General features: G+C 70.8%; 20 protein-coding genes. 12 read left to right on the forward strand and 8 right to left on the reverse strand.

What is annotated here, in order from left to right:
• The first annotated feature begins 50 nt into the window (after positions 1-50).
• The gene (locus tag ACZ6YG_RS17285) at positions 51-635 is read left to right on the forward strand and encodes a sigma-70 family RNA polymerase sigma factor (protein WP_466018556.1); all 585 of its coding nucleotides are present in this window, start codon (positions 51-53) and stop codon (positions 633-635) included.
• Between the two features lie 21 nt (positions 636-656).
• Here ACZ6YG_RS17285 and ACZ6YG_RS17290 read toward each other — a convergent pair whose 3' ends face one another.
• Complete coding sequence (locus tag ACZ6YG_RS17290; RefSeq protein WP_219543724.1) at positions 657-1,490, reverse strand: DMT family transporter; 834 nt, start codon at positions 1,488-1,490, stop codon at positions 657-659.
• Positions 1,491-1,582: 92 nt separating this feature from the next.
• On the opposite strand from ACZ6YG_RS17290, the gene ACZ6YG_RS17295 reads away from it, so the two are divergent.
• The 4 genes from ACZ6YG_RS17295 to ACZ6YG_RS17310 all read left to right on the forward strand — a co-directional run bounded on the left by ACZ6YG_RS17295 (position 1,583) and on the right by ACZ6YG_RS17310 (position 4,063).
• Positions 1,583-2,158 carry a helix-turn-helix domain-containing protein gene (locus tag ACZ6YG_RS17295; RefSeq protein ID WP_219543725.1) on the forward strand — a complete coding sequence of 192 codons (576 nt, stop codon included), beginning with the start codon at positions 1,583-1,585 and terminating at the stop codon, positions 2,156-2,158.
• A 111-nt stretch (positions 2,159-2,269) separates the two neighbouring features.
• Positions 2,270-2,557 carry a hypothetical protein gene (locus ACZ6YG_RS17300; protein ID WP_261808331.1) on the forward strand — a complete coding sequence of 96 codons (288 nt, stop codon included), beginning with the start codon at positions 2,270-2,272 and terminating at the stop codon, positions 2,555-2,557.
• A 30-nt stretch (positions 2,558-2,587) separates the two neighbouring features.
• Entirely contained in the window at positions 2,588-3,379 is a 792-nt protein-coding gene (locus ACZ6YG_RS17305) for a polysaccharide deacetylase family protein (RefSeq protein WP_466018557.1), read from the forward strand.
• A 30-nt stretch (positions 3,380-3,409) separates the two neighbouring features.
• Complete coding sequence (locus ACZ6YG_RS17310) at positions 3,410-4,063, forward strand: DUF2461 domain-containing protein (protein WP_148029535.1); 654 nt, start codon at positions 3,410-3,412, stop codon at positions 4,061-4,063.
• Here the strand turns inward: ACZ6YG_RS17310 and ACZ6YG_RS17315 are convergent, their stop codons facing one another.
• Positions 4,064-6,589, reverse strand: coding sequence for a hypothetical protein (locus tag ACZ6YG_RS17315; RefSeq protein WP_466018558.1), 2,526 nt, complete (start codon positions 6,587-6,589; stop codon positions 4,064-4,066).
• A 320-nt stretch (positions 6,590-6,909) separates the two neighbouring features.
• Positions 6,910-8,760 (reverse strand): translational GTPase TypA, encoded by a 1,851-nt coding sequence (gene typA, locus ACZ6YG_RS17320; protein WP_219543729.1) that lies wholly within the window; start codon positions 8,758-8,760, stop codon positions 6,910-6,912.
• Positions 8,761-8,938: 178 nt separating this feature from the next.
• Here typA and ACZ6YG_RS17325 point away from each other — a divergent pair, with 178 nt between their 5' ends.
• Positions 8,939-10,144 (forward strand): hypothetical protein, encoded by a 1,206-nt coding sequence (locus ACZ6YG_RS17325; RefSeq protein ID WP_466018559.1) that lies wholly within the window; start codon positions 8,939-8,941, stop codon positions 10,142-10,144.
• A gap of 232 nt (positions 10,145-10,376) precedes the next feature.
• Here ACZ6YG_RS17325 and ACZ6YG_RS17330 read toward each other — a convergent pair whose 3' ends face one another.
• Entirely contained in the window at positions 10,377-11,027 is a 651-nt protein-coding gene (locus tag ACZ6YG_RS17330; protein ID WP_148029539.1) for a TetR/AcrR family transcriptional regulator, read from the reverse strand.
• Between the two features lie 79 nt (positions 11,028-11,106).
• On the opposite strand from ACZ6YG_RS17330, the gene ACZ6YG_RS17335 reads away from it, so the two are divergent.
• A complete protein-coding gene (locus ACZ6YG_RS17335; RefSeq protein ID WP_466018560.1) occupies positions 11,107-12,414 on the forward strand; it encodes a GH1 family beta-glucosidase in 1,308 nt (435 codons plus the stop codon).
• Here the strand turns inward: ACZ6YG_RS17335 and ACZ6YG_RS17340 are convergent.
• Positions 12,403-13,293, reverse strand: coding sequence for a VldE C-terminal domain-containing protein (locus ACZ6YG_RS17340; protein WP_148029541.1), 891 nt, complete (start codon positions 13,291-13,293; stop codon positions 12,403-12,405). The two genes, ACZ6YG_RS17335 and ACZ6YG_RS17340, sit on opposite strands and share 12 nt — an antisense overlap.
• Positions 13,294-13,524: 231 nt before the next feature.
• On the opposite strand from ACZ6YG_RS17340, the gene ACZ6YG_RS17345 reads away from it, so the two are divergent.
• Both ACZ6YG_RS17345 and ACZ6YG_RS17350 read left to right on the forward strand, forming a co-directional pair.
• Positions 13,525-16,509, forward strand: a complete 2,985-nt coding sequence (locus ACZ6YG_RS17345) for a M14 family metallopeptidase (RefSeq protein ID WP_466018561.1) — start codon at positions 13,525-13,527, stop codon at positions 16,507-16,509.
• A gap of 113 nt (positions 16,510-16,622) precedes the next feature.
• Entirely contained in the window at positions 16,623-18,056 is a 1,434-nt protein-coding gene (locus tag ACZ6YG_RS17350) for an aldehyde dehydrogenase (RefSeq protein WP_148029542.1), read from the forward strand.
• Positions 18,057-18,278: 222 nt separating this feature from the next.
• Here ACZ6YG_RS17350 and ACZ6YG_RS17355 read toward each other — a convergent pair whose 3' ends face one another.
• A complete protein-coding gene (locus tag ACZ6YG_RS17355) occupies positions 18,279-19,040 on the reverse strand; it encodes an alpha/beta hydrolase (protein WP_261808333.1) in 762 nt (253 codons plus the stop codon).
• 37 nt (positions 19,041-19,077) lie between these two features.
• Positions 19,078-19,998: an aldo/keto reductase gene (locus ACZ6YG_RS17360; RefSeq protein WP_219543734.1), complete on the reverse strand. Its 921-nt coding sequence runs from the start codon at positions 19,996-19,998 to the stop codon at positions 19,078-19,080.
• 129 nt (positions 19,999-20,127) lie between these two features.
• Between ACZ6YG_RS17360 and ACZ6YG_RS17365 the strand changes: the two genes are divergently transcribed.
• Both ACZ6YG_RS17365 and ACZ6YG_RS17370 read left to right on the forward strand, forming a co-directional pair.
• Complete coding sequence (locus ACZ6YG_RS17365; protein WP_261808334.1) at positions 20,128-20,487, forward strand: MerR family transcriptional regulator; 360 nt, start codon at positions 20,128-20,130, stop codon at positions 20,485-20,487.
• Positions 20,488-20,601: 114 nt separating this feature from the next.
• Complete coding sequence (locus tag ACZ6YG_RS17370; RefSeq protein ID WP_466018562.1) at positions 20,602-20,868, forward strand: hypothetical protein; 267 nt, start codon at positions 20,602-20,604, stop codon at positions 20,866-20,868.
• A gap of 9 nt (positions 20,869-20,877) precedes the next feature.
• Here the strand turns inward: ACZ6YG_RS17370 and ACZ6YG_RS17375 are convergent, their stop codons facing one another.
• The gene (locus tag ACZ6YG_RS17375) at positions 20,878-22,740 is read right to left on the reverse strand and encodes an ABC transporter ATP-binding protein (RefSeq protein WP_466018563.1); all 1,863 of its coding nucleotides are present in this window, start codon (positions 22,738-22,740) and stop codon (positions 20,878-20,880) included.
• 185 nt (positions 22,741-22,925) lie between these two features.
• Between ACZ6YG_RS17375 and ACZ6YG_RS17380 the strand changes: the two genes are divergently transcribed.
• The gene (locus tag ACZ6YG_RS17380) at positions 22,926-24,215 is read left to right on the forward strand and encodes an ABC transporter substrate-binding protein (protein ID WP_148029546.1); all 1,290 of its coding nucleotides are present in this window, start codon (positions 22,926-22,928) and stop codon (positions 24,213-24,215) included.
• Positions 24,216-24,228: the final 13 nt, after the last annotated feature.

Below are 24,228 nucleotides of genomic sequence, written 5' to 3' on the forward strand. Positions count from 1 at the left end.
TCGGCTGGTGCCGAACGGGGGATAGCGCAAGGGGGAATGATTTGATCACGATGACCGAAGAGCAGCGTCAAGACTGGTTCGAGCGCGATGTCGTGCCCGTGACGTCGCAGCTGTTCGCGTCCGCCATGCGTCTGACCCGTAACACCGCCGATGCCGAGGACCTGGTGCAGGAGACCGTGGCCAAGGCCTTCACGTCCTACCACCAGTTCCGCGAGGGCACCAACCTCAAGGCCTGGCTGCACCGGATCCTCACCAACAACTTCATCAACGACTACCGCAAGAAGCAGCGTTCGCCCAAGCTGTCGGCCGCCGAGGACATCGAGGACTGGCAGCTGCACGCCGCCGAGTCCCACACCTCGACCGGGCTGCGCTCGGCCGAGACCGAGGCGCTCGACCGGCTGCCCGACAGCGTGGTGATGAACGCGCTGCGCTCGCTGCCCGAGGACTTCCGGGTGGCGGTCTACCTCGCCGACGTCGAGGGGTTCGCCTACAAGGAGATCGCCGAGCGGATGGGCACGCCCATCGGCACCGTGATGTCCCGCCTGCACCGAGGGCGCAGGCAGCTGCGCGGCATGCTGGAGGAGTACGCCCGGGAGGAGGGCGCGGTCCGCGAGGTTGCGCCGAGCGCGGCCTGAGGTCGCGGAGCCGCCCGCGTGCTACGCGACGGCTATGAGCGCCACCGCGCCCAGCGCGCATGCCACGCCGGCGAGCTGGATCGCGTGCAGCCGCTCGCCGAGCACCCGCCTGGCCAGCAGCAGCGTGCTGGCCGGGTAGAGAGAGACCAGCACCGCCACCAGGCTCAGCATGCCCTGCCGCTGGGCCAGCAGATAGAGCACGTTGGCGGCCATGTCGAGGACCCCCGCGGCGACGATGACGCCCAGTGAGCCGGACGCCGGCTTCAGCGCCCGCCGGGTGGCCAGCGCGAGCAGGAGCACCAGACTGATGGACGAGACCCGGGCGCCGGCCAGCGGCCAGAGCCCGGACTCCGCCGAGGCCATGGCGAGCAGGATGAAGAAGCCGCCGAACCCCGCGCCGGCGGCCAGCGCCGTGAGCACCGAACTCGCCGACCCGCTCGCGCTCCCGGACCGGTCCTGGCTGATGAGAAGCACCGCGCCCAGCCCGAGCGCCACCCCGAGCAGCGCCGTGGCCTCGGGACGCTCACCCTGGAGGAGCCCGAACCCGACGGGCAGCGCCGCGGAGGTCACGGCGGTGGTCGGCGCCACCACGGACATCACGCCGGTGGCCAGCGACCGGTAGAACAGCACCAGGCCGGCGGCGCCCGACAGCCCGGCGCCGAGCCCCCAGAGCACGGCCCGGCCGTCGAAGGCACCGGGCAGCGCGGGCAGCAGGGCCAGGATCAGCGCGAGCCCGGCCAACTGGGAGAGCGCGACCACGGCGAGCACCCGCGATCGTCGGGTGGCCAGGCCGCCGAAGAAGTCGGCCGTGCCGTAGACCACCGCGCTGGCGGTCGCGAGGATCACCGCGATCACGTTTCACCATCCCTTGGTTCAATATATTGCACTCCTAGTACACCACACAGAGTGCACTGTGGTGCAAACTCTTTCCACTACACTGCACAAGGGTGGAGAACACCGAGCTGATCACCCAGGCCATCGCCAGCAACGTGCGCGCCCAGCGGGCCCATCGCGGGCTCACCCTGGACGCGCTGGCCGCCCGGTCAGGCGTCAGCCGGGGCATGCTCGTCCAGGTCGAGCAGGGGAGGACCAACCCGAGCGTGTCGACCCTCACCCGGATCGCCTCCGCCCTGGGCGTGACCGTCGCCCGGCTGGTCGAGGTCGGCGACGTCCCGGTGGTCCGCATCGTCGGCAAGGCCGACGCGGTCACCTTCGACCAGGGCGACGTGCGGGCCAGGCTGCTGGTCGGCGCCGACTCGCCGATGATCCTGGAGCTGTGGGACTGGCGGCTGGCGCCCGGCGAACACCACGACGGCGACCCGCACCCGGCGGGCACCAGGGAGATGCTGACCGTGCTGCGGGGCGAGCTGACCCTGACGGTCTACGGCAAGAGCCACGTGATCGGCACCGACGACGCGGTGCTCTTCACCGCCGACAGGGCCCATCGCTACGCCAACGAAGGCGACGGCGAGCTGCGGTTCATCATGGTCGTGGCGGAGCCGCGCGAGGTGGCGGACCACTGACGCCGACTCCCGGCTGTGAAACTTCTTGACGACTGTGAGCTGTGGGTGGGTACACCTCTTCGTGTGCGACGGACCGTCGGCAGGGGGTAATGGGTGAGTGAGTCCCGCGCGGTGACGGAGAAGCTCCGAGCGGAGCTGCACGGCCTGGGCGTGACCACCTCGTACGAGATCGGCGACGGTGTGACCCTCTCCGTCTGGATCGGGCTCGTCGTGCGCTACCGGGACGGGTTCTACCGTTGGCGGGAAGGCCCGGTGAAACGCCGCCATCTCGGTACCGATCCGGCCGGATGTGCCCTAAGAGTGGCGCGTCGCTACAAGGAGTTGCAGGCTGATATCCCATCATGGTGGGAAGAGCTGGTCAGGGACTCGCGGGGGCGGCCTGCCGGCGACTATCCGTGATGCCCCCGTTGGCATGCCACCGGGGGGAACATGCGCGCGTGGGGGGTGGCGCCGGTCTTGGTGCTGGCGACGGTGACGGGATGCGCGGCCCAGCCGCCCGCACGGGTGCCCCTCGCCGCGCCGGAGCGCCCCGCTGCCTCCGCCGACCCGGAGGCGCTGGCCAGGCGGCTGACCTCGATGCAGCGCGACTGGCCCGCCCGCCCCACCGAGTGCGGCCGGTGCGTGGCACTCACCTTCGACGACGGGCCGGGCGCCGACACCGGCAGGCTGCTCCGGGTGCTGCGCGAGCACGACGCGCGGGCCACGTTCTTCGTGGTCGGCCAGATGGTGGCCGCTCCCGGCGGGGCCGCCCTCCTGCGCCGCATCACCGGCGAGGGGCACGAGCTCGGCAACCACTCGTGGACCCACACCGAGCTCACCACCCTGCCGCGCCGGCTGATCGCCCAGGAGCTCCAGCGCACCGGCGACCTGGTGCGCTCGGTGACCGGGGTGCGCATGCACCTGATGCGGCCGCCGTACGGGTCCACCGACCGCACGGTCGCCGAGGAGTCCCGGCGGCGCGGGCTGGCGCAGATCCTGTGGAACGTCGACACCCACGACTGGCGCGACCGGGTGCCCGCCGTCGTGGCCAAGCGTGCGGTCCGGGCCAGGCCCGGCTCGGTGGTGCTGCTGCACGACATCCACCGCACCACCGTCGACGCGGTCCCGCGGATCATCGAGACGCTCACCCGCAAGGGATACCGGCTGGTGACGGTGAGCGAGCTGTACGAGACGCCGCCGGAGCCGGGCCGGCGCTACCTCGCGGCGGAGCCGAAGCCGTGACCGCGGGCCCGGCATGGCAGGCTGGGCGCCATGGGTTTCACCGGCATCCCGGACGAGGCGTTCCTGTTCTACGAAGGGCTTGAGGCGGACAACTCCAAGACCTATTTCTCCCGCCACAAGCACCTGTACGAGGAAGCGGTGCGGGCTCCGATGCTGGCCCTGGCCGACGAGCTGGCCGAGGAGTTCGGCGACGCCAAGCTGTTCCGCCCGTACCGTGACGTCCGCTACGCCAAGGACAAGTCGCCGTACAAGACCCATCAGGGCGTCTTCGTCGACCTGATGCCCGGCATCGGGTTCTACGCCGAGGTCAGCGCGGCCGGCGTCCAGGCCGCGGGCGGCCTGTTCTCGCAGGCGCCCGACCAGGTGGCCCGCTTCCGCGCGGCCGTCGACCACGACGAGACCGGCAAGCCGCTGGAGACCGTGGTGGCCGCGCTCGACGCCGCCGGCTACGAGCGCGGCGGCGAGCGGCTCAAGACCCGGCCGCGCGGCGTGCCGGAGGACCATCCGCGTCTCGACCTGCTGCGCCACAGGTCGCTCTACGCGAGCCGCCGGTTCGAGCCGGAGCCGTGGGTGCACACCGCGCGGGCCGCCGACCGGGTGCGCGCCTGCTGGCGCGACTTCCGGCCGCTCATCGAGTGGCTCTGCGCGCACGTACGGGGGAGCGAGCTGCCGCGCAGGCCCTGATCAGGGCTGCTGGGAGGTCTCGTCTCCCCTGAGGATGCGGTCGACGGTCTGGCCCGCGGCCGAGGTGGCGGCGGTGGTGACCGCCGCGATCACGATGGCCAGCAGCGGCGTCGCGAGGCTGCGCAGGCTGCGGACGTTGCGCACCCTGGCCCACGGCTCGCCGGCCAGGTGCATGATCCGCCACTCCCAGTAGAGGCCGAGCCCGATCGAGACCAGCGCCACCTTGCCCACGATGATGGCCACCACCTGCACCTTGTCCATCGCGCCCAGGTCGGGCTCGGCGAGGGCCGACAGGTAGCCGGACAGCTCGGTGGCCAGCGCGGCGGCCATCAGGTGGAGCGCCTTCGTCATCGGCTGGGTGCCGCGGACGCGCGGGTAGAAGTAGCCGAACAGGAAGCCGAACGCGGGCAGCGCGATCACCGAGCGGGCCTCGAACACGAAGCTGCTCAGGTCGGCCCCGGCGGGCACCCCGAACACGATGAGGAACGGCAGGCTCAGCAGCAGGCTGACGACGAACCCGCAGACGCCGTTGTGCCAGGGGGAGCAGCCCGCGGCGGTGGCGAAGGCGGTCTCGGGGTGGCCGCCGTGCCGGCGCAGCGCCGCGTCGAGTCCGTCGCGCTGCCTGCCGAACTCCTCCATGGACAGCTCGCCGGTGCCGATGCGGCCCCGGCCGGCGCGGTAGAGCTCCTGCTCGGAGGCCAGCAGCAGCCGCCGGTGCAGCGCGGACCTGATCAGCTCGCGGTGCTCCTCCTGGTCGCCCGGCTCGACGACCGACGGGTGCGGATGGGTCAGCAGCCAGCGCGCCGTCACCCAGGCGATGAGCGCGGTGATCGAGAGCATCGGCAGCGGCACGTTGATGTCGCCCAGCGTGGCGCTGCCCTGCGGGGCCAGGTAGGCCACCATCAGGCAGATGATCATCGTGGCCTCGGCGGCGGAGCTCCGCGTCGCGTCCAGGGCCGAACCGAGCCGCCTGAGCCGGAGCACCAGCAACAGGAACCCGAGCAGCAGCAGTCCCATCACCCCGCGCACGGCCGGGGTCAGCTCCAGCTCGCCGATGTGGGGCATGACCCGGCCAGGCACCTCGCGGCTCCACGAGCCGGCGTCGAGCCACTCGCTCGGCCAGCCCTGCACCATCAGGCTCACCACGACGGCGACCACGGCCGCGCCGCGCGTCCACTGCTTGATGGCCACGGCGACGGCGGCCACCGGGATCAGCGCCCAGCAGAACGCCAGCAGCAGCCGGACGCTGTCGGGCGGGTAGACCTGGGTGGCCAGCGCCTTGCCCCACAGGGCCAGGGCCAGCAGCGCGACCGCGGAGCCGGCCGCGAAGGCGGCCAGCCGCACGACCACGATCCGCACCCCGAGGTCGGCGCTGAGCACCACCGCGGACCCGGCGGCCGCGACCGCGGCGACACCCGACCCGGTGAGCAGCGTGTCGCCGGGGAGCTGCCCGTAGCGGTAGGACCACGACAGCATGCCGACCGCCAGCAGGACGCCCACCCCTGTCGCGCCGAGCGCGTCACGTGGCGTCCACTGCGGCCCGGTCGGCAGCACCTGGACCGCGTGGCGCAGCGCGAGCAGCGGCAGCCCGCCGAACAGCATCACGTACGCGGGCAGCGTGAACTCCTCGGCCACGGCCGGCAGCAGCACCACCGGCACGGCCAGGGCCAGCCCGGCGGCCAGCTCCCGGTTGGCCGTCCGCTGCCACCACTCGCCGCCGAGCGCGCGCAGCAGCAGCGCCGCCAGCACGACCGCGGTGAGCACGCCGAGCGCGGTCGCCCAGGAGAAGTCGTCCTCCTCCCGCACGTCGGGGAAGCCGTAGGAGCCCTGCGCGAGCGTGACGCTCACGGGGTAGACGCCGACGGTGAACTCCAGCCGCTGCCGCTCCTCCCGGTCGGGTTCGATCGAGGCCGCCCGCAGCACGGTCCACTCGCCGGGCAGCAGGGTCACCTTCCGGTGGACGACCAGCAGCGGCCGGGCGGTGGGGGCGTTGAAGTCGACGCGCATGAGCTCTTCAGGACGCACCTGCCGCAGCAGCGTCACGGTGAAGCGCACGGTGGTGCGGCCGTCCTCGGTGGTGAGCAGGGGCGGCAGCCGGGAGGCCGGGGCCAGCACGGTGCCGTTCACCTTGACGGCGCCGAACCCGTCGTCGGTGAAGCGCCGCATGCCGCGCGGGAACTCGGCCCCCTGCCGGAGCGTGCCGGCCAGGCTGTCGGTGGAGTCCATCAGCATCCGGTGCACGATCGTCACCTTCACCTGACGCCGGCGCTCGTCCAGCCGCCCCTCGGGCACGCCGGCCAGATCGGCGGCGCTCGCCGGGGCGATGGTCACCTCGGTGAACGCCTCGCGGTCACGCTCGACGCCGGGCTCGGCGCGGGTGGCGGGGAGGTTCCACGAGTCGCCCTCCAGCATCGAGGGCGGGACCGCAGCCGGAGGCACGGGCTCCGCCGCCATGGTGCACCAGATGATGGCGCCCATCGATATGACGGCCAGCCCGAACCCGGCAACAGCTCGGAGCCTCTCCACAGTCTGGATGATTCACTCGCCCGGCCGATTGTTCTCGCTGATGGGGTAACGGTGTGATTACATTGCTCCGGTCTTGACATCTTCTGTCTATTTCCGGAGCGTAAAAGCCCGCCAATCCCTTGAATTCCCCTTCTCCAGGTACGGCACACCTCACTAGAGAGGTAAGCGGAAATGCGTGATTCCGCATCGTAGCCTCCGACCAGGGAACCTGTGCTCCGCTCCCGGATTCCCGAATCGCCGCCCGGAGAAATGACTACGGGCCACTCCGCCGTACCGGAGAAACAATCTCCACACGGCGGGGTGACCCGGAGTAAGGACGGTCAGGCGCGCTTGGCGCGGGCCGCGGCGCGGCCCCGCGTGGCGGCGTCGAGAATCACCTTGCGGATGCGCACCGCGTCGGGAGTGATCTCCACGCACTCGTCCTCGCGGATGAATTCCAGCGCCTGCTCCAGCGAGAGCACGCGCGGCGGGATCACCTTCTCCGTCTCCTCCGCGGTGGAGGAGCGCATGTTGGTGAGCTTCTTCTCCTTGGTGATGTTGACGTCCATGTCGTCGGAACGGGAGTTCTCGCCGACGACCATGCCCTCGTAGACCTCGGTGCCGGGCGAGACGAACAGGGCGCCGCGCTCCTGGAGGTTGAGCATCGCGAACGCGGTGACGGGCCCGGAGCGGTCGGCCACCAGCGAGCCGCTGCCACGCGTGCGCAGCTCCCCGAACCAGGGCTCGTACGCCTCGAACACGTGGTGCACCAGGCCGGTGCCGCGGGTCTCGGTGAGGAACTCGGTGCGGAAGCCGATCAGCCCGCGCGCCGGCACCACGAACTCCATCCGGATCCAGCCGGTGCCGTGGTTGGTCATGTGTTCCATGCGGCCCTTGCGCACGGCCAGGAGCTGGGTGACGGCGCCGAGGTAGTCCTCAGGGCAGTCGACCGTGAGCCGCTCCACCGGCTCGTGCACCTTGCCGTCGATCTCCTTGGTGACCACCTGGGGCTTGCCGACCGTCAGCTCGTAGCCCTCGCGGCGCATCTGCTCCACCAGGATGGCCAGTGCCAGCTCGCCGCGGCCCTGCACCTCCCACGAGTCGGGCCGCTCGGTGGGCAGCACGCGCAGCGACACGTTGCCGACCAGCTCCCTGTCGAGGCGGTCCTTCACCATGCGGGCGGTGACCTTGGCGCCCTTGACCTTGCCGACCAGCGGCGAGGTGTTGGTGCCGATCGTCATCGAGATGGCGGGCTCGTCGACGGTGATGAGCGGCAGCGGGCGCGGGTCGTCGGGGTCGGCCAGCGTCTCGCCGATCATGATGTCGGGGATGCCGGAGATGGCGATGATGTCGCCGGGGCCGGCCTCCTCGGCGGGCTTGCGCTCCAGCGCGTCGGTCATCAGCAGCTCGGTGATCTTCACCCGCTGGATGCTGCCGTCGGTGCGGCACCAGGCGACCTGCTGGCCTTTGGTCAGCCGGCCCTGGTGGATCCGGCACAGCGCGATGCGGCCGAGGTAGGAGGAGGCGTCGAGGTTGGTGACGTGCGCCTGCAGCGGCGCGCTGGGGTCGTAGGTCGGGGCCGGGATCGTCGACTTGATGATGTCGAACAGCGGCTCCAGGTCGGCCGACGCGGGCATGGTGCCGTCGCCGGGACGCTCCAGCGAGGCGCGGCCCGCCTTCGCCGAGGCGTAGACGATCGGGAAGTCGATCTGGTCGTCGGTCGCGTCGAGGTCCATGAACAGCTCGTAGACCTCGTCGACCACCTCGGCGATGCGCGAGTCGGGCCGGTCGACCTTGTTGATGCACAGGATGACGGGCATCTTGGCCGACAGCGCCTTGCGCAGCACGAAGCGGGTCTGCGGCAGCGGGCCCTCGGAGGCGTCGACCAGGAGCACCACGCCGTCGACCATGGACAGGCCGCGCTCGACCTCGCCGCCGAAGTCGGCGTGGCCGGGGGTGTCGATGATGTTGATGGTCATGCCGCCGTGGCGCACCGCGGTGTTCTTGGCGAGAATGGTGATGCCCTTCTCGCGCTCGAGGTCGTTGGAGTCCATGACCCGGTCATCGACGTCCTGGTTGGCGCGGAACGCCCCGGACTGCCAGAGCATGGCGTCGACGAGCGTGGTCTTGCCATGGTCGACGTGCGCGATGATCGCGATGTTCCTCAGGTCGTCGCGGCTGTTCAAAGGCATGATGAGTTCTCGCTCTGTATTGATGGGGCCGGCCGCGCGATCTCGCGACCTTATAAGTCTAGTTGATCCCCTCTGGTGACACGCGCGGACTGGAGAGGCCGCTTCCCTGAGGTGCTGACCTAGGGAAGGTGCCACACTGTGACGTCAGAGTGATCCTCCCGCCACAGATGGTGACCACATGCCGCAGTTCTTCGCCGGCGCGCCGACGGACGACGTCGAGCGGCTGTGCCGGCTGCTCGACGGGATCCCGCTCGCGCTGGAGCTGGCCGCCGGGTGCGCGCTGAGCCCCGGGCGGATCGCCGACCGGCTCGGCGGGCGCCACGGTCTCCTGCCCGCCTCCGCCGACGGGGCCGGCAAGGTGCTGGCCGTGGTGCGGCTCGGGCACGAGCTGCTGGCGCCCCGTGAGCGGGTGCTGCTGCGCAGGCTGGCGGTGTTCGCCGGGGCGTTCGACGCGCCGCTGGCCGGGGCCGTGTGCGGCGACGGCGGGATCCTGCGGCGGGCCGAGGTGCCCCGGCTGCTCGACCGGCTCGTGGCCGCCCGATTGGTGACGGGGGCGTACGCGCTGCGCGGGGTGGTCAAGGAGTACGCGGCCGAGCGCCTGCGGGAGGCGGGCGAGCACGACCTGCTGCGCGACCGGCACCTGAGGGCGCTCTGCGAGGCGTACGAGGAGTGTCATAAGGGGGCGTCACTGGCGCGGCGGCAGCCGTGGCCGGAGCGGGTGCGCCACCTGCGCAGGGCGCGGGCACTCGGGGCGGAGTGCCGTGCCGCCCTGGGGCGGGCGGTGGAGCGCGGGGAGGCGGCGTGCGGGCTGCGGCTGGTCAGGGCCGCGATGGCGATGGGGGTGTCCTGCCCGGACGACGCGCTGGAGCGGCTGCCTGCGCTCGGGGCGCCGGGGGAGCTGGCCGACTGCGCGCAGGTGCTGCTGGGGTGCGCGCGCGGGGCGGTGGAGCCTGTCGTGGCGGGGGTGGACGGGCTGCGGGCGCGGGGCTACTCGTACTGGCTCGGGGTGGGTTACAACGCGGCGGTGCGGGTCTGCTTCGCGAACGGGCGGTGCGGGCTCGGCCGGCGTTACCTGGGCGAGCTGGAGGCCGCGGCGGCGGCCGACGACGACCTGGTGGCGCTGGCGGGGGCGCGGATGGCGCGGGGCGACCTGGCGCTGCTGGCCGGTGAGGTGCCTGAGGCGCGCGGCCACGCGGGCGCCGCGCTGACGCTGGCGCGGGAGGCCGGTGACCCGCGCGCGATCGTCGCCGCGCTCCGCCGCCTCGCGGCCGTCGCCGACACGGTGGGCGACCACGACGAGGCGGCCCGCCACCGCGCGGGCACCCTGCCGATCCTGCACGCCATGGGAGAGCAAGCGCCGCACCACATCCTGTCCCAGGCTTGAGCGGGCGCGACAGCTTCTCGCGCGGCCTGAAGGGCAGCGGCGACAGCCTAACGTGGGCCTGATCGGGAAGTCGCGCGTTGGCGCGCGCCGGTGCCGACGGTCCGGTTCTCGCCCTGGTCGGCGAGTGCAGCGGGCCGGAGGCACGCATGACGGCGGCCGGCCCGAGGGGTTTCCCGAAAAGCCTTTGATCTTGTCTTTGACGGGAAGATCCGTCAGATACAGGAGAAACGCCTCAGGGGAGGTGGGCGGCAAGATATCCGTGGGCCAGTCGCTTGCACTCGGCGATCAGGTCGGGGTCGCCGTCGGGGTCGACCCGGAAGGCCAGCTTGAGTACGGCGTCGGCGGCCTCGACCGTGACCAGGACCGCACGGTCGAACGCCGGCCCGGCCGGGGCGTCGAGCAGGTCGACGGTGATGGCGCGCAGGCGGTCGGCCACGATCGCGTTGTTCTCCAGGGCGGTGTCGAGCATCCGGTTGGTGCCCTCGATGGCGGGGCCGCCGGGGGCGCGCAGGATCTCGCCGAAGTCGACCACCGCGAACCCCGGGGTGGTCCGCTTCATGGCCACGAACTCGTCGATCGCCAGGTCGACCAGGTCGGTCCAGTGGCCGAGGTCGGCGGCGGTGATGCGCTCCTTGATGCGCTCGGTGACGCGGCCGAGGAACGCTTCGAGGTTGCGCAGGGCCAGCGCCCGCACCAGCCCCTGCTTGTCGGGGAAGAACTGGTAGAAGGTGCCGATCGGCACCTCGGCGCGGCGGGCGACCTCCTTGGTGGTCAGCGACTCGTAGCCGATCTCGTCGAGCAGGAACGCGCACTCGTCGAGCATCCGCTCCACCCGTTCCAGGCTGCGGCGCTGGGCCGGCCTGCGACGCAAGGTACTCGTCATGTCCCCATCCTGGCGCATTACCCGCAGGTAGCGGGCGTCTCGGTTAACATGAGCCGGACTCAAGCAGAGGGAGCCGGGCATGTTCCTGTGGGGTACGGCGACGGCCGCTTACCAGATCGAAGGCGCCGCGGACGAGGGCGGCCGGGGGCCGTCCGTCTGGGACACGTTCTCCCGCGAGCCCGGCCGCACCAGGAGCGGCCACACCGGTGACGTCGCCTGCGACCACTACCACCGCTGGCCGGAGGACGTCGCGCTGATGGCGGGGCTCGGGGTGAACGCCTACCGCTTCTCGCTCTCCTGGTCCCGGATCCAGCCGTCCGGGAGCGGGCCGGTCAACGCCGAGGGCCTGGACTTCTACGACCGGCTGGTGGACGCGCTGCTGGCGGAGGGCATCACGCCGGTGCCGACGCTGTTCCACTGGGACCTGCCGCAGGCGCTGGAGGACGGCGGCGGCTGGCTCGCCCGCGACACGGCGCACCGCTTCGCCGAGTACGCCGCGCTGGCCGCCGGGCGGCTGGCCGACCGGGTGCGGATGTGGATCACGCTCAACGAGCCGTTCGTGCACATGGCGTACGGGTACGCGATGGGGATCCACGCCCCTGGCCGCGCCCTGATGCTGGACGCGCTGCCCGTCGCGCACCACCAGCTGCTGGGCCACGGGCTGGCGGCGGGCGCGCTGCGGGCGGCGGGGGCCGGGCAGGTGCTGATCACCAACAACTGCACGCCGGTCTGGCCCGCGTCGGAGTCGGAGGCGGACCTGGCGGCGGCGGAGGCGTACGACGTCCTGCACAACCGCCTCTTCAACGACCCGGTGCTTCTCAGCAAATACCCAGATTTGTCGGCGTACGGGATGACAAATCTAGACTTCGTGCACGACGGGGACCTCGACCTCATCGCGACCCCGCTGGACGGCATCGGGATCAACTACTACAACCCCACCCGGATCGCCGCACCCTCCTCCGAAGGGCTGCCGTGGGAGGACGCCGGGATCTCCGGCTACCCGACCACCGCGTTCGGCTGGCCGGTGGTGCCGGACGGGCTGCGGGAGCTGCTCGTACGGCTGAAGGACCGGTACGGCGAGCGGTTGCCGCCCGTGTACGTCACCGAGAACGGCTGCTCCCAGGAGGACGTGCCGGGGCCGGACGGCGTGGTCGACGACCGGGGCCGGATCGCGTTCCTGGAGCAGCACATCGAGGCGATGCGCCGGGCCGGGCGGGAGGGGGTGGACGTGCGGGGATACTTCGTCTGGTCGCTGCTGGACAACTTCGAGTGGGCGGAGGGCTACCACCAGCGGTTCGGCCTGGTGCACGTCGACTTCCCCACCCAGAGGCGCACCCCGAAGGCGTCCTACGCCTGGCTGAGGGACTTCCTGTCGTCAGAACACTGAGACGTGCACGTGGTCGTAGTGGTTGGCGGTGGCCCCGCCGCGGTCGGACATGGGATCCCAGCCGCCGCCCGACCTGATGTCGTAGTAGCGCTGCTTCCAGATGATGTACATCACGCCCAGCCGGTCGCCGTTGCGGATGAGCCACTCCGCCAGGGCGTCGCCGCGGTCGGCCTCGCCGCCGCTGGCCATGCCGCGGGAGATCATGAAGTCGCAGGCCCGGCCCTTGCCGTGTTCGCCGGGGTCACCGGGGCGCAGGCAGCCGACCCCGTACGGCATCGGGAAGTTCTGCATGACCTCGGCGCGCACGTTGACCATGCGCTGGGTCAGGCCGCCGGCGCTGCCGGGCTGCTGGAAGCCGTACTTGGCGAGCAGTTTGTCGAGGTCGCGGCGCTTGCTCTGGAGGGTCTTGATCTCCTTCTGGAGCTTCTTGATCGTGGTGTTGGCCCGCAGCTTGGCCTTCTGGGCGTCCTTGATGAGCCTCTCGACGCCCGCGACCCGGTTGGCCCGCTCCTCGATCATGTGGGTCATGTTGGCCGCCTGGCCGAGCGCCTTGTAGGGGTCGATCTCCGTGCCGAAGAGCCGGGTGGTGTCGAGCGGGCCGAGGATGTAGGAGGTCTCGGCCAGCGCGGCCAGGTCGGACTGGGCCTCCGCCAGGCGCCTCTGCAGTGAGCCGGAGGTGTCGACGGCCTTCTTGGCCTGGATGCGGATCTCCTCCAGGCTCTGGATCGAGCCGCGGTAGCGCTCGTTGAGCTGAGAGGCCTGCTTGGTGAGCTTGCGCAGCTCCGCAGGGCTGGGGTCGGCGGCGGCCGGCCGCTCGGAGGGGAGCGCGAGCAGCCCGGCGAGGACGATGGCGAACACGGCCACGCGCCCGGCTTTCACGCCCGTCCTCCCCTCGTAGACGACCGAAACTATAGAAGATGATCTTGAAAGCTGTCATCTTAACGGCTCAACTCGCGACCGTTTAGTGAGGATTGTCCTGGCTGTCCGGAATAAGACAGGAATAAAGATTGGGTCTTGCCGGGATCGTCAAGTCCCATTGAGATGGCGATCGTACGCGTCTCTGCGAAGGGGCAGGAACCTGTGTCTCGTTCACTCACCCTTGTCACGGCCGTGATCCTCGGCTTAGGCACGTCCATGGTCGCGCTGCAAGCCCAGGCGGCCGTGGACCCGCTACCGCCCGGCGACCGGATCGAGCTCTACCAGCTCGACAGCCCGCTCGGCACCGCCCAGGCCCTCAGGGAGAAGGGCTTCGACGTCGTCCAGCAGGAGATCCGGAACGGCAAGGAGCACATCGAGCTCACCGCCGCCCAGAAGGATCTCGAAGGGCTGGAGAAGCTCGGCCACGAACCCGCGCCCGTACGCAACCCGCAGGGCCAGACCCAGCTCCAGGCGGCCAAGGCCCAGGCGGCGAGCGGATACACCGTCTACAAGTCCTACTCCGAGAGCGGCGGCATCGCCGACCAGCTCAGGAAGATCGCCGACGAGAACAAGGACGTCGTCAAGCTCCAGTCCATCGGCAAGACGCTCCGCGGCCAGGACATCCTCGCCGCCAAGGTGACCTCGCTGGCCAGGGTGCTGCCCGACGGCATCAAGCCCGCCACCCTGTACTCCGCCACGCAGCACGCCCGCGAGTGGATCGCCACCGAGGTGGACATGCGGCTGCTCAAGCACGTGGTGGCCAACAAGAGGCAGCTCAGGAGCCTGCTGGACCGGACCGAGCTGTGGTTCGTGCCGGTCGCCAACCCCGACGGCTACGACTTCACCTTCACCGAGGGCAACCGCCTGTGGCGCAAGAACCTGCGTGACGTGAACGGCGACGGCCAGATCACCACCGGCGACGGCGTCGACCTGAACCGGAACTTCCCCACCAACTTCCACTACGACGAGGAGGGCTCCTCCTCGATCCCGAGCAGCGAGACCTACCGCGGCGCCGGCCCGGCCAGCGAGCCGGAGACGAAGGCCATGGACGGCCTGCTCAAGCGGGTGAAGTTCGAGATGCAGCTCAACTACCACTCGTACGGCCCGCTGCTGCTCTACCCGTCGGGTTTCCAGATCGCCACGGAGACCGCCGACCACCCGATCTACCAGGCGCTGACCGGTGACGACGAGAACCCGGCGGTGCCCGGCTTCGACCCGGACCTGGGCGCCGAGCTCTACACCACGAACGGCGAGACCACCGACCACGCCCACTCCACCTACGGCACGCTGGCGTGGACGCCCGAGCTGAACGAGGGCTGCGACGGCTGCGGCTTCGTCTTCCCCGACGACGAGGCGCTGGTGCAGGCCGAGTTCGAGAGGAACCTGCCGTTCGCGCTCGACGTGGCCAAGTCGGCGGTCAACCCGGTCGAGCCGGTGAGCCACCTGGGCAACACCACGCCGGACTTCGTCCTGGACCCGTTCGACGTCAGCTACGGCAAGAACCAGACGGTCCAGGTCAACGCCAAGCGCAAGCTCGGCCCGGTGTTCCTGAACTACCAGGTCGACAACGGCCGCACGCGGGTGAAGCTGACCAAGGAGTGGAAGGGCGGCGAGCGGTACGGCAAGGGCTACGACCGCTACTACCACCGGTTGCGCGGCGAGATCACCGGCACCAAGCCGGGCGACACGGTCAAGGTGTGGTTCAGCTCCCTGGGCAAGAAGAGCCAGTCGTTCACGTACAAGGTGCACGACGACATCGGCGGCAAGGTGCTCGTGCTGGCCGCCGAGGACGTCACCGGCCTGAGCCCGGCGCAGGGCGTCACCGAGGCGAAGTACGCCGGCGCCTACGCCCAGGCGCTCCAGGCGGCCGGTTACAGCTCCGACGTGTACGACATGGACAAGATGGGGCGCAAGGCGCCGCACCCGCTGGGCGTGCTCAGCCACTACAAGGCCGTCATCTGGGAGACCGGTGACGACATCATCCCGCGCAGCGCGGGCCAGGTGCCCGGCACCACCTCCCTGGCGGGCGTGGACACCGAGCTGGCCGTCCGCGACTACCTGAACGAGGGCGGCAAGGTCATGCACGCGGGCAAGTACCCGTCGTACGCGGCCAACGCCAACGGCGCCTACTACTACGAGCCCGACCAGCCGGGTCAGCCGGAGTGCTCGGCGCCGAGCGACCCGCCCTGCATCCCGGTGTTCAACGACTTCCAGCAGTACTGGCTGGGGGCGTACGTCTACTTCGACAACTCGGGCAGCGACCCGGCCACCGGCCAGCCGTACCCGGTGAAGGGCGTGAACGGCGGGTTCGACGGCTTCGGGGGCACGCTGGAGCCGGACGTGCACACCAACGCCTTCGTGGCCACCTCGGCGATCCTGCCCGCGGACAAGTTCCCGCTGTTCGCCAGCTCGGCGCCGATCAAGTGGGAGCGGCCCGGCGCCCCGTTCGACCCGCACACCGGGTCCTGGGACGTCTACAGCGGCATCGCCGACGTCTCATGGAAGCGGCTGAGCAAGACGATCGACCTGACCGGCCGGTCGAGCGGCGAGCTGACGTTCTGGGCGTCGCTCGACACCGAGGCCGACTGGGACTTCTTCATGGTGGAGGCGCGCACGGCGGGCGGCGACGACTGGACGACGCTGCCCGACGCCAACGGCCACACCTCCCAGGCGACCGGCAGCAGCTGCCAGTCCGGGTGGAGCAGCATCCACCCGTTCACCCAGCGGTACCAGGGCCCGGACTGCGAGCCGACCGGCACCTCCGGCTCCTGGAACGCGGCCTCGGGCAACTCCGGCGGCTGGCAGCAGTGGCGGATCGACCTGACCCCGTACGCGGGCAAGCAGGTCGAGGTCTCGATCTCGTACGTCAGCGACTGGGCCACCCAGGGCGCCGGCGTCTTCGTCGACGACGCGGTCGTCACGCTGGACGGCGCGACGGCGGAGGAGACCTCGTTCGAGTCCGACCTGGGCGGCTGGACGGCGGCGGGCCCGCCCGAGGGCACGTCCGCCTCGGTGAACAACTGGGCCCGCACGGACCAGGTGTTCGAGGAGGGCGCGGGCATCACCACGCGCGACACCGTCTACCTGGGCTTCGGCGCGGAGAGCCTGCTCGACCAGGCCACCAGGACCGACCTGGTGAAGCGGTCGATGGCGCACCTGCTCAACGGCCGGCGCTGACGGTCTGAAGAGGGGCACGGCACCGGGTGCCGTGCCCCTCTTGCGTGCCCGGACAGAACATGATTCGGTCCTCTTGCGAAGAAAGCATTCGGTTCCGGCAGGAGGCTCACGACATGCGCCAGCACGACAAGCTGTTCATCGGGGGCGAGTGGGTGACCCCGGCGGGCACCGGCACGATCGACGTGATCAGCCCGCACACCGAGGAGGTCGTCGGCCGGGTCCCCGACGGCACCGCCGAGGACGTGGACCGGGCGGTGGCCGCCGCCCGCGAGGCGTTCGACCACGGGCCGTGGCCGCGCATGACGTTCGCCGAGCGGGCGGCCGTCATCGGCAGGCTGGCCGAGATCTACGCCGAGCGGCAGGGCGAGATGGCCGCGCTCATCACCGAGGAGATGGGCTCGCCGATCACCTTCTCCAACCTCGCCCAGGCGCCGCAGCCGCTGGGCATGCTGCAGTACTACGCCCAGTACGGCGCCACGTTCGAGCAGGAGGAGCAGCGGCCCGGCGTGTTCGGCCCGGTGACCGTCCGGCGCGAGCCGGTGGGCGTGGTGGCGGCCGTGGTGCCGTGGAACGTCCCGCAGTTCGTCACGATGACCAAGGTCGCGCCCGCGCTGCTGGCCGGCTGCGCGATCGTGCTCAAGCCGGCCCCCGAGACGCCGCTCGACGCGTACGTCCTGGCCGACATGGCGCGCGAGGCCGGGGTGCCGGCGGGCGTGCTCAACATCGTGCCCGCGGGCCGCGAGGTGAGCGAGCACCTGGTGTCGCACCCGGGCGTCGACAAGGTGGCGTTCACCGGCTCGACCGCGGCCGGCCGGCGCATCGCCTCCATCTGCGGCGAGCAGCTCAAGCGGGTCAGCCTGGAGCTGGGCGGCAAGTCGGCCGCGATCGTGCTCGACGACGCCGACCTGGCCTCCTCGATGGGCATGCTGGCCATCGCCTCGCTGATGAACAACGGCCAGGCGTGCGTGGCGCAGACCCGCATCCTGGCCTCGCGCAACCGCTACGACGAGGTCGTCGAGGCCGTCGTGAACATGGTCAACTCCCAGCCCGTCGGCGACCCCGCCGACCCGGCCACCGGCATCGGGCCCCTGGTGGCCCGGCGGCAGCAGGAGCGGGTCGAGGGCTACATCAAGATCGGCATGGACGAGGGCGCCAAGGTCGTCGTCGGCGGGCTGGAGCGCCCGCACGACCGCGGCTGGTACGTCGCCCCGACGGTGTTCGCGAACGTGACCAACGACATGCGCATCGCCCGCGAGGAGATCTTCGGCCCGGTCCTCGCGGTGATCCCGTACGAGGACGAGGCCGACGCGGTGCGGATCGCCAACGACAGCGACTACGGCCTGGCCGGCACCGTCTGGACGGCCGACACCGAGCACGGCATGGACGTGGCCCGCCAGGTGCGCGCCGGCACGTACGGCGTCAACTGCTACATGATCGAGACGGGCGCGCCGTTCGGCGGCTACAAGGCCAGCGGGCTCGGCCGCGAGCTGGGCCCCGAAGGGCTGGCCGGCTACCTGGAGTACAAGACGATCGCCCGGCTGGGCTGACGTCACGACGAGGGCCCCGGCGACGCGCCGGGGCCCTCGTCGTGCCGCGGATGGCACCCAGCGCGCCCCCGCGACGCTAGGTGCCCACCCTGCGGTGGACCACTTTGGGCAATCAGCCGACTACGAGAAGTATGAACCACGCCCATCGCCTGGGCGGATCGCTTACCCCTGAGACTTCTCCCGGCGGTTTGCTGCTGTCCGCCCTAGGTAGACGTGTTTTATTCAGGAAAAGTTCGAGGAGATCCACTTTCCGATCCTGCGGACCAGTTCGGGGGTCGCCGCGGACTCCGCGTGGCCGTACCCGGGCTCGATCCACAGCTCCTTCGGCTCCCGCGCGCCCTCGTACAGCTGCCGGGCGTGATCGAGCGGGAAGAACGCGTCCGCGTCACCGTGCACGATCAGCAGCGGCGTCGGCGAGATCAGCGCGGCGGCCTCGTGCGGCGGCATCGGGATCGGGTCCCAGCGGCCGACGGCGATCCTGGTCCGCTTCGCCATCCTGGCCGCCCAGCGGCCCAGGGGCTGCTCGATGATCCAGTGGACCTGGCGCATCGGCTTGGTGCCGCGGTAGTACCACCGGGCCGGGCCGCTGACCGCGACCACCGCGTCCGCGCCCTCGCACAGCCCCGCGTGCCGCACCGCCACGGCGGCCCCCATGGAGAAGCCGACCACGGCGATCCTGCGGTAGCCGGTCGCCCGCGCGTGGCGGACGGCCGCGGCCACGTCGAGGATCTCCTTGTCGCCCACCGTGCTCTCGCCGCCGGACCTGCCGTGGCCGCGGAAGTCGAAGGCGATCACCCCGCCGTACGCGCTGAGCACGTGCACGATCCGCCGGGCGGGCCGCTCCCGCCACGAGCCGGTGAACCCGTGCGCCACCACGATGCCGACGTCCCGCGCCGCGCTCCCGGTGGGAGGGGTGTGCGCGGCGTCGATGCGCACGCCGTCGTCGGTCCTGAGCATGACGGGGAAGCTGGGCGCGAACTGCATGCTCCGAGCTTAATTTCCCTCCCCGGGCCGCCCGCGTTCAGCTGGGGGTGTCGAGGCGGGACTTCAGGTCGTCGTCCAGCTTGAGCTCCGTCGCGGCGATGGCCTCCTCCAGCTGGGCCATCGAGCTGACGCCGACGATGGGCACGTGGCCGTCCGCCAGGAGCCAGGCCAGCACCACCTGGTTGGGGGTCGCGCCGAGCTCCCGCGCCACCTGGTGCAGGACCTCCAGGCGGCGGGTCGTACCGGGGTGGTGGTAGATGTCGGGGATCGGCCGGTCCTCGCGGGTGTAGGCGCCGAACATCAGCGTGTTGTACGCCCACAGCGTCACCCCGGTGTCCTCAAGGTAGCCCAGGTGCTCGTCCGTGGTGAGCGTGTGGCCGCTCTCGACGAGCTTCGTGTACGGGCGCGGGCGCAGGTAGGTGTGCCGGAGCTGCAGGTGCGTGTACGGGGTCCAGCCGTGGGCCGCCGAGACGTTCCTGGCCCGCTCCAGCCGCCAGGCCGGCAGGTTGCTGGCCCCGATGGCCAGCGCCCGCCCCGCCTGGACCAGCTCCTCGAACGTGCCCAGCGTCTCCTCCAGCGGCACCGACCTGTCCTCGATGTGCGCCCAGTACAGGTCCACGCGGTCGGTGCCCAGCCTGCGCAGGCTGCCCTCCATCGCGGTACGGATCGCCGCGGCGGACAGGCCCTCGGCGGAGTCGAGGGTGACGTCGCCGGGCACCGTGGGGCGCGCGCCCACCTTGGTGCTCAGGTACACCTGGTCCCGGTTGCCCCGGGCGGCGAGCCAGGCGCCGATGGCCAGCTCGCTCTCGTCGCCGGTGCGGCCGGGCTCCCAGAACGGATAGTTGTCGGCCGTGTCGAGCATCCGGCCGCCGGCTTCGACGAAGCGGTCGAGGATGGCGAAGGTGTCCTTCTCGCTGACGGTCGTGCCGAAGGGGATGGTGCCGAGTGCGATTCTCATGGCTATGACGATGGAAGCTGGAGCGCACTCCATGTCAACCGCCCACTTTTATCGGATTTATCGGGCTATTTCGGGCATTTCGACCTGGAGCTTGACCTGGAGTCCGCTCCAGGTGGCATGCTCTTTCGCGTGAGCGTCTACACCCCCGCCGAGGTCGTCGAGGAGACCGGCTTCACCCTCGACACGCTGCGCTACTACGAGAAGATCGGCCTGCTCGAACGCGTCGAACGCAACGCCGCCGGCCAGCGCCGCTTCACCGAACAGGACATCGGCTGGCTGGGCATGCTCCGCTGCCTGCGCGACACCGGCATGCCGATCGCCCAGATGCTCCGCTTCGCCGAGCTGACCCGCGCCGGCGACCACACCATCCCGGACCGCATCAAACTCCTCGAAGAGCACGACCGCCGCGTCGAGGGCCAGATCGACAACCTCCAGGAACGCAAGCGCTACATCAGAAACAAGATCTCCTACTACCGCAGCGTCCTCTGACCGAGCGGCTTCAGCTGTCGGGGTAGAGCACGCCAACTGCCATCACTTTCCGTGCTCATGATGTAACGGTAAGTTCATGGCCGCCCCGCGATTCGCCGCCTCATGGAGGAGATCATGACGTCCACCGACTGGCCGGTCTACACGCCGTGGGCCCGCGAACACTACGGCCGCGGCCTCCAGGAGGGTGTGGCCGAAGGGAAAGCCGAAGGGAAGGCCGAAGAGGCTGCCAAGTCGGTGCTGCTCGTGCTGGACGCGCGGGGCTTCGAGGTTCCCGACGACACTCGTGCGCGGATCACCTCCTGTACGGACCTGGCTCAGCTTCATTCCTGGCTCGTCCTCGCGGCCACCGTCCAGACCCTCCAGGGCATGTTCGGCGACTGAACCGGCGGGTCAGCGGTAGGCCGAGGCCTGGAGGGTGTAGAGCTCGGCGTAGAGGCCGTCGAGGGTCATGAGGGTCTCGTGGTCGCCCTGTTCGGTGACCTCGCCGTGGCGGAGGACGTAGATGCGGTCGGCGTAGCGGACGCTGGCCAGGCGGTGGGTGATGAGCAGGACCGTGCGGCCGTCGGAGTGGTGGCGGATGCGCTCGAAGAGCGCGTGTTCGGCGCGGGCGTCCAGGGCGGCGGTCGGCTCGTCGCAGATGAGCAGCTGGGCGTCGCGGTGGAAGCCGCGGGCGACCGCGATGCGCTGCCACTGGCCGCCCGACAGCTCGTGGCCGTCCTTGAAGCGGCGGTCGAGGAGGGTGCGGTAGCCGTGGGGCAGCTCCGCGATCACCTCGTCGGCCCCGGCCACCGCGGCCGCCGCGTGCAGGGCCGGCTCGCCCTTGCCGGTGCCCATGGTGATGTTGTAGCGGGCGTTGAGGGGCCAGCGGGTGTGGTCCTGGGCGATGACGGCGGTGCGCAGGCGCAGGTCCTCCGGGCTGACGAGGCGCAGGTCGACGTCGTCCCACAGGACGCTGCCGGTGTCGGGCTCGTACAGCCCTGAGAGGATCTTGGCGAGGGTGGTCTTGCCGGAGCCGTTCTCGCCGACGAAGGCGATGACCTCGCCCCGCTTGATCTCCACGCTGACGCCACGCAGCGCGGGCTCGTCGGAGCCGGGGTAGGTGAAGGTCAGGTCGCGGGCGCTGATCCGTTCGAAGCGCTCGGGGGCGGGGGAGCGGCTCGGGTCGGGCTGGCGCCGCTCGGCGTCGGCGCAGAACTCCACGAAGTCGGTGAAGTAGAGGCCCTCCTCGTAGAGCCGGTTGGTGGCGTACATGAGGTTGGCCAGCGACTGGGAGCCGGAGCGGATGGCGAGCACGGCGGTGCCGGCGACGGCGAGCGGGATGGCGCCGAGGGCCAGCAGGATGCCGAGCGCGACGTAGACCAGGCCGCTGCCGAGCCCGCCGAGCGCCTCGCCGACCAGCTTGGCGACGGTCTGCCGCCTGGCCAGCCGGAGCATCACCTCCTGCTCCGCCCTGGCGACCGCGTCGTACATGCGCAGCAGGAAACCGCGCATGGTGAACGAGCGGACCTCGGCGGCAGGGTCGCGCTCGGCCAGCAGGTCGGCGGTGATCCACTTGCGGCGGATGACCGGGATCAGCGCGAACATGGTCGTGTAGCGCATCCTGGCGCTGCGCACCGCGGCCCACGCGTCGGGCAGCACCGCGAGCAGCAGCAGCGGCAGCAGCACCGGGTGGAGGACGCCGAGCACGCCGGCCACGGCGGCGATGCCCACGGCGGCGGTCACCACGTCGATGGCCGAGGTCACCACCGTGTCGGCCACCGACACGCCGCGCAGCCTGGCCCGCTGGAGCGAGTCGTGGAACGCCGGGTCGTCGTAGGAGACCAGCTCCACGCGGCTGGTCAGGCCGTAGAGGCGCTCCTCCGTCAGCCGGGCGACCTGGGGGGTGAGCCGGGCCTGCGCCCAGCCGGCGCCCGCCGTGACGGCGGTGCGCAGCGCGGCGGCGGTGGCGACCAGGATCAGGCTGGGCAGCGCCGCCCGCACCCGCTCGGGCGTGGGCCCCTCGCTGAACAGGGCGTTGAGCACGCCCGTGGTCGCCAGCAGCCCGAACGCGGTGAAGACGCCGCCCAGCAGGTTGAGCGAGACGGTGGCCAGGGTGTCGCGGGGGCTGGCCCGCCAGGCCATGCCCATCGCCTGGCGGATGAGGGAGGGGAGGCGCCGGGCGATGGTCAGGAACCCCACCTCGGCCATCTTGTCGGTGTGCGCGTGCCAGTCGGAGAGGGATATCTCGCCCAGTTCGAGGGGCTCGTCGGCCATACCTGGTGTTGTTCCCGCCCGCACCGGCGAATCCGCATGCGATGTTCCTTCGCGTTGCCGGGGGAGTATGCCGACCTGTTATCCGCACGTCCTTGACGCATCAGCGGGCGAGATGGGTTGATGGCCCTACTGACAACGTTGTCAACTCACCGAAGTTCGGGGGCTTCTCGAAGGGATGGTGTGCGATGAGACGACGGTGGATGGCAGCCGCCGCGATCACTTTTGCGAGCGTGCTGGGCCTTTCCGCCTGCGGCGGCGGCGGTGGTGACACGGCCGGCGGCCAGCCGAGCGGCGGGAAGCAGCAGGTCGAGGTCTTCTCGTGGTGGACCGGCCCCGGCGAGGCCGACGGCCTGCAGGCCATGCGGCAGATCTTCGAGCAGCAGAATCCCGGCCAGACCTTCTTCGACGCCGCCGTGGCGGGCGGCTCGGGAGACAAGGCCAAGGCGCTGCTCGCCTCCAAGCTGCAGGCCGACACCCCGCCGGACACGTTCCAGGGACACGCGGGCGCCGAGCTGCAGGGCTACATCAAGGCGGGCGACCTGGAGGAGCTGAACTTCCTCTACGACGAGCTGAAGCTGCAGGACGTCTTCCCCTCCCAGCTCATCGAGCAGATCAGCGTGGACGGCAAGATCTACTCGGTGCCGGTCAACATCCACAGGTCGAACGTCCTGTGGTTCAACCCGGCCGTGCTCAAGGAGGCCGGCGTGGCCGGCGCGCCGAAGAGCATCGAGGAGTTCCTCACGGCCCTGGAGAAAGTCAAGGCCACCGGCAAGATCCCGCTGTCGATCGGCTCCGAGTGGACCGCGGTCCACCTGCTGGAGAGCGTGCTGCTCGGCTCGCTCGGCACCGACGCCTACAACGCCCTGTTCCTGCCGGGCGCCGACTGGAACAGCGCCGGGGTGACCAAGGCGCTGGAGGACTTCAAGAAGATCATGTCGTACGCGGGAGATCCGCAGGACGACTGGCAGCCCGCCGCCAAGCAGGTGGCCGACGGCGAGGCCGCGTTCAACGTCATGGGCGACTGGGCGTACGGCTACTTCCACAACCCGCCGGAGGGCGGCCTCGGCAAGACGTCGAAGACCGACTTCGACTGGGCGCCCTCTCCCGGCACCGAGGGCACGTACCTGTGGCTGTCGGACAGCTTCACGCTCCCCAAGGGCGCCAAGAACCGTGACGGCGCCGTCGCGTGGCTGAAGGTCGCCGCCAGCAAGGAGGGCCAGGACGCGTTCAACCCGAAGAAGGGCTCCATCCCCGCCCGCAAGGACGCCGACCAGGCGCTCTACACCGACTATCTGGCCGACGCGCTGAAGGACTGGTCGGCCGACAAGCTCGCCGGCTCCATCCAGCACGGCGTCGCGGTCAACCAGCCGTGGCTGGCCGAGATCAACACGCAGGTCGGCCTGTTCCTCGGCACGCAGGACGTGGCCGCGCTGCAGAAGGGCCTGGCGGACGCCGCGGCGGCGAACGCCCAGTAGGACGACGGCACGG

The organism is Nonomuraea sp. NPDC054003 (assembly GCF_055585125.1).